The sequence below is a fragment of the Luteitalea sp. genome, from assembly GCF_044337415.1.
In the GTDB taxonomy this organism is placed as follows: domain Bacteria; phylum Acidobacteriota; class Vicinamibacteria; order Vicinamibacterales; family Vicinamibacteraceae; genus Luteitalea.
Map to the genome: position 1 here is coordinate 1 of NZ_JBIINP010000342.1, position 3,304 is coordinate 3,304.

3 protein-coding genes are annotated in these 3,304 nt (G+C 68.7%); all 3 read right to left on the reverse strand.

The features are described 5' to 3' along the window. A partial coding sequence (locus ACIRDX_RS22005) for a hypothetical protein (RefSeq protein WP_396627563.1) occupies positions 1–767 on the reverse strand: 767 nt, incomplete at its 3' end. Between the two features lie 68 nt (positions 768–835). Next, positions 836–2,725: a B12-binding domain-containing radical SAM protein gene (locus tag ACIRDX_RS22010; RefSeq protein WP_396627564.1), complete on the reverse strand. Its 1,890-nt coding sequence runs from the start codon at positions 2,723–2,725 to the stop codon at positions 836–838. A 97-nt stretch (positions 2,726–2,822) separates the two neighbouring features. Then, on the reverse strand, positions 2,823–3,188 hold the full coding sequence (locus ACIRDX_RS22015) for a cupin domain-containing protein (RefSeq protein WP_396627565.1): 366 nt from the start codon (positions 3,186–3,188) through the stop codon (positions 2,823–2,825). Positions 3,189–3,304: the final 116 nt, after the last annotated feature.

The following is a 3,304-nucleotide window of genomic DNA, read 5'->3' on the forward strand; positions in this document are numbered from 1 at the left end:
CGCAGCTTGGTCTGCGGCGCGGTGTCGGACGGATCGGCCGACCATCCCGGGTTGAGGACGATGCGCGACGAGTGGAGCACGCGCAGCATGTCGGCGTGGCTCAGGAGTCCGCCTGCGAACGGTGCGAGTCGCGGGTGCCGCTCCCAGCCGTGGCCGAACACGCGGAACACCTTGCCGTGGCGCGCGCACCAGTGCGCCACACGCACGAGCGCGTCGTCACGATGACGCCCATCCTCGCGGAAGGCCTTGCTGTCGTGCTCCTCGACCTTGTACTTGCCGACGAACACGACGTCGATCTCCGGGGCGAGCGGCCGCGCCGGCCTGTCGAAGAACGTCGGGTTGAAACCCCACGGCACGTGCACCGCCCTGGTCGGGCGCCCTTCGCTGATGCGCCTGGCAGTCCCTCGCGCCGAGTGGGAGGCGACGACGTCGTAGCGGCTGTCGAACTTCCGGTTGCGCTGGTACCAGACCTCCGGCTCATCGTCCGGATGGAAGCACGTGGTCTTGACGCCGGCACTGCGCAGGTTGCCGAAGAAGTCGTCGTCGTAGTCCGAGAAGACGTAGTCGTGGTAGACGAAGCACCAGTCCACCTTCGTCGTCGCAACGATGCGGTGGACGTAGGTGGTGTGCAGCCCTGCAGGCCCGCACGCGAGCAGGGGTGTGGCGTTGACGACGAGCGCGTCGTCGCCGAGTACGTCCTTGATGGCGGCCAGCCAGTTGTCGCGGATGTAGGAGACGTCGAGGGCCGCGAGGGCGAGTACGCGCATGGGCTGGGGAGCGGGAGGCGCGGCCCCGGGGCCGACCATCGTGGTCGGCGCCCGGCTGGCGCAGGCGGCTAGACCGCCGCGGGTGCGAGCGTGGGCGTCGTGCGCCCAGGCAGGCCGACCTGCGGCAGGATGTCGCCATCGACGGTGACGCCGAGGACGGGACCACCGGTCAGGGCGCCGGCCACCTTGTGGACCTCGTCGTAGTTGGCCCCGGTCGCGTTGTGGTACGGCACGACGGCCGCCACGAACGGCACCGCCGCGGCCACTTCCGCCGCGCGATCGGCCAGCGCCTCGTGCCGGAAGTCGAACGACGCGTCGAAGGTGTGGATCTGCGCGTCGGGCAGCACCGTCTGGAACGAGGCGAGGAAGCGCGCGTGCGTGAACACGTGCGGCTCGTAGCCGTTGTCCTTGAGCGCCGCGACGATCACGCGCGTGAGGCCGGGGCGGGCCGACTGCAGCACCGCCACCGGCGCGCCCGGCTCGGCGACGGCCGCGATGGCGTCGCGCAGCCCCTGCTCGAACTGCGGCGTGCGCACCCGACGCAGCGCCTGTTCTTCCCAGAAGCGGGCGTAGGCCGACTTGACGGCATCCTCGAGCTGCTCGGCCGTGAAGTTGGCCGTGCGCGAGACAGCGCGGTGCGACCCGAGATACTCGTCCCAGTTCTCGTGCAGCAGCCAGCCGTTGGCCTTGTACTGGTCGTACATCTTGGTGCCGGGGTACGGCGTGGTGATCGAGAACTGCACCGTGTCCACCGGCAGGCGGCAGGCGAGCTGGATGGTGTTCTCGATCGTCTCCGGCGTGTCGGACGGCAGCCCGAAGGTGAAGGTGAGGTGCACCTTCACGCCTGCGCGCTTGGTGAGCTCGACGCCCTCGATGACCTCCGAGATCTTGATGTTCTTCTTGATCTCGTTGAGCAGGTCCTGGTCGGCGGTCTCGACGCCGTACTTGATCGAGAAGAGCCCGGCCTGCTTGAGCGCCGCGATCATCTCCTCGTCCATCAGGTCGGCGCGGCCCATCGTGCCCCAGCGGATGGAATCGAGGCCGGCGTCCTTGATGGCCCGCGCCAGCTGCAGGATGTAGTCCTTCTTGATGTTCACCGTGTCGTCGTCGATGTAGAACGACTTGTACGGGATCTTGGTCAGGTTGTGCTTGATCTCGGCGGCGACATCCTCGGCAGTGCGGATGCGGTACTTCGGGCCGCGGTAGAGCATCTGCGGCCAGCCGCAGAACGTGCAGCCATACGGGCAGCCGCGCGTCGCCATCAGCTGGAGCTGCGGACGCTCGAGGCCGCACACGCCGTCGTAGTAGTTGAGCATCGGCAGGTCGTCGCGCTCGGCCCAGGGCAGCCCCTCGAGCGGCACCAGCTTGCCGAACGGGTTGGCCACGCCCTTGCCGTCCTTGCGCCACACCAGGCCGCCGATGTCGGCCATGTCCACCTGGGTCTTGCCGTCGAGCAGGTCGAGCAGCGCGATCGTCGAGTGCTCGTACTCGCCGAAGACGCAGTAGTCGACCTGCGGGTAGCGGTCGAGGAACCACGGCTCCTCGATCTCGTGATGCATGCCGACGAACACCACCTTCACGTGCGGCACGTCCTGGCGGATCCGCTCGACCACGGCGATGTCGTGCGTGAGGGTCGGCGTCGATGTCTCGATGACGACGACGTCGGGCTGCCGACGCGCGACATGCGCGTAGAAGGTCTCGTACGTCTCGCCGGAGGCGACCGAGTCGCGAGCCTGGGCGTCGTGGCCGTGCTGCTTGGCAAGCGCGGTCGCCGTCGCCAGCCAGATCGGGAACGGGATGTAGCCGCCGATCAGCTCCGGGATGTGGCCGTCGACCACGCCGTTGCTGACGTACTCGAACTGGTGGGGCCAACGCGAGCCGGCCCGTACGCCGCGCCAGCTTCGCTCGCCGGGGGGAACAGGCTGGTGCCAGGGAGGATTCGAGAACAGCACGTTCATGGGCGGGGGTCTCCTCGTCTGCTATCGGCACGCCGCGGGCGTCCGTCGCCGCGCGGCTCGTCGTTCATGGATTCTGCACATCCTGCCATGCTTCGGGTCAGGCCGCGGGGGCGGCCACCGGCACGATGTCGGGGCACGCCGGGTCGATGCGGCGCGAGAGCACGTTGATCCAGGTACACGGCGTGAGCGACTCGAACCAGTGCGACTCGCCGGGTTCGATCACGAACACGGAGCCGGGCCCGAAGTCGTGCAGCGAGTCACGCCCCTGGTCGACGATGCGCACGCGGATGTCGCCGCTGATGATCAGGAACAGCTCGCGTGTCTCGCGGTGGAAATGGCCGCCCCGCACCTGGCCGGCCGCCGTCTCCACGAAGTTGATCTCCTCCCATTGCCCCTCGTTGATCACGCCGAGCATCCGGCCGCGGGCGTCGGCGAACTGCCGATAGGGTTCCAGGATCGTCATGCGAGCCTCCGCTCGGCCAGGGCGTCCAGTGCCTCCTCGTGAGGCGTGGGACGGTACCCGATGAGCCCGCGGGCGCGCCCCGTCTCCAGCGAGAGATCGGGGAACAGCGGCAGCGC

What these genes read in the sequence shown, in the direction of transcription:
- ACIRDX_RS22010 (WP_396627564.1), bottom strand. Translation starts at nt 2,725, where the DNA reads ATGAACGTGCTGTTCTCGAATCCTCCCTGGCACCAGCCTGTTCCCCCC.
- ACIRDX_RS22015 (WP_396627565.1), bottom strand. Translation starts at nt 3,188, where the DNA reads ATGACGATCCTGGAACCCTATCGGCAGTTCGCCGACGCCCGCGGCCGG.